Consider the following 2,572-nt stretch of genomic DNA (forward strand, 5'->3'; position numbering starts at 1 on the left):
AAGCTTACTTACGAAAATTCTCGCGGATTTTCTACTTGGTTTTTATTTGCTAAATTATGTGATGAACCACGCAACGTATCATATACAAAACCGTTAGCAACAATACGTGCCGAGCGTTTTTTCGTTAGTATTTACAATTTGAAATGCTGTCCGAAATTTAGTTTTTTATCTATTAACTTTTAGCTCGAAAAACTTTTTCTTGGAGAACTAAACGCACAAAGGTCGTTGCGTTTTCTGCAAATATCTCGTGCTGTCCCGAAACAATTTTTCATCGTATTTTTTTAAGTTGTTTAAGTATTCTATTTCGTTGGAAAATCCGCTTATTTATGTTCCTGTATTCGGCATTTCTCAGAAAGTTAAGGCTTGCGTTCTGTATCGTTCTTTTCCAAAAAAAAGCGTCATTGCTGTGAGAAACTGCGCAACCAGATGCGTCGAAAGGCATCGCATTATTACAATGTACGCTGGAATTAAAGTGGACGTTATAAATAATCCAGCATTTTTGCGGTTGATTAGTTTCAGCATCTCAATGTTTGCGCTTAGAGAACAGACTAACTCAAAGCTTTCACTTTGGTCTGTACGCACTAAAGTAGCTAACAACGTGTATAATTAATTGCTTTTTAAGTGCCTACTTGCGAAAATTCCTGCGGAATTTTCTCTGGTTCGTAAAAGTTTGCTAACTTAGTTGTTTAACCACGCAACTAACCATACACAAGACCGTTGCCCACAATATGAAAAAACTGCTTGCATTTACATTTATTCTAACTTTAAGCGCCTGTGTTTTCTACAAAAAAGACGGAATAGAAGTGAAAATTAAAAATGCATCAAGTGAAGCTATAACAAATGTGGAATTTACTACGACTGAAAAACTGGACATTATAAGAATTGACCGAATTGAACCGAATGAAAGTGTGACTGAATTCCTATCGATGCGGAAAAACAAAACCGATGGAGCATACTCTCTGACTTTTACTCGTGTGGACGGAAAAAAGGAAATAAGTGGTGGAGGATATTATACGAATGGAGGTTCACTTGACCATTGGGTTGACTTTATTGTGGAAAAAGACACAACGATTGTGAAATTTGACGCACCTATTTATTGAATATGAAAAAGTTATTAATAAAAAAGATTTCGGTGTTAACAGTCTTTTCAGTTCTGTTAATCTTGTTCTGTCTTTTAATAATGATTTTTGACTTTAAAGCAGTGAATGACCCTTTTGGCTATGGACTTATCGCAATGACAGTTGGAATTGGAGTTGGGCTATTCGGAATATTTCTTGATTTTTTACTATCTCTAATAATTAAAAACAAAATAACACTAAACATAACGGAATTGATAATGTTAAGCCTTTTTTTATATTCAGTTTGGCCGAAATAAATACTGTGGGCAACAACGTGTATAATTAATTGCTTTGGCAAGTGCTTATTTGGAAAATTCCTTCGGAATTTTCTCGCGTTCGTTTTTGTTTACTAAATTAGTTGCTGAAACACGCAACTAACCATACACAAATACGTTGGCAAACATTTTGCGCGTGCCAACAATTTCAAGGATTTTACGAAATTCTGTGCTTACTTGCTTCAGAAAAATACGTTGGAATTTAAAGCTGAACGTTAAAAAAATATTACACTGGAATTTCTTACTCTTGCGGAACTTTACGCACGAATTTCGACTTACCCAACTTCAGTTCTTTAATTCAAAATTATAGCAATCCTCAACTTTTGGCTGATAAGCGGAATGGCAAAACGTACGGCTGAACTGTTCACAATTTAAAAAAATTGAAATTAGTTGTTTAAATCAATCGCTTCTAGTGTCACGAAATTTCGGCCGAAAATCAAAACTGATGCTCTTAGCGGAAAAGAACGGAATAATAATTTGAAGATTTTTTTGACATTTAAGTAAAAAACGAAACAACGTACGAAAAACCAAAGATCCTATAAATACACAAAGGAGTAGTTCGTAAAAAGAAAAAACGTTAGCCAACAATGTATATAATTTATAGCTGCTTCTTGCCTACTGTCGAAAAACCTCACGGTTTTTCTATTTCGGTTTTTATTTGTTAACTTACTCGCTTATAACACGCAACAAATCATATACGAGACCGTTAGCAGCAATGCAATTCGTACATTTTTGCCTAGTTTATTTTTCGGAGATTTTTTTTTTAGACTTTTAAGTCAGATAAATTAAAAAAACTCAACTTATTAAAACTCAGTTGACGTCGGACTTGTTTCTCACCCGCCAAATTAAAGCCTGTGAGATCGTAATCGCTAATCAGCATAACAACGTCGGACTGACAAGCAGAACGTGCAATTCTGAACGTTAAAATGAAAAACTGGACTTATAAAAACCTCATTTGACTTTGGACTTGTTTATTATCCGCCAAATTCTGTTCTGTTGGGATCTAAGTCACTCATCTACTCTACTACGGCGGACTGACTAGCAGAACGTGCAATTCTGAAACTTAAAATAAAAAACTGCTGCTAACAAAGTACTGTGGCAAAAAACAAGTAAAAACTCATTAATTTTTCACTAAAGTACTTTTATAATTTCCATCATATATTAATCCCGATTTAGCTA

General features: G+C 34.4%; 1 protein-coding gene. It reads left to right on the top strand.

Annotated elements, in window-relative coordinates:
* Nucleotides 1–728: 728 nt before the first annotated feature.
* Nucleotides 729–1,100 (top strand): hypothetical protein, encoded by a 372-nt coding sequence (locus DFQ09_RS18555; protein WP_115813104.1) that lies wholly within the window; start codon nucleotides 729–731, stop codon nucleotides 1,098–1,100.
* Nucleotides 1,101–2,572: the final 1,472 nt, after the last annotated feature.

The sequence above is a fragment of the Winogradskyella pacifica genome (assembly GCF_003386275.1).
In the GTDB taxonomy this organism is placed as follows: Bacteria; Bacteroidota; Bacteroidia; order Flavobacteriales; family Flavobacteriaceae; genus Winogradskyella; species Winogradskyella pacifica.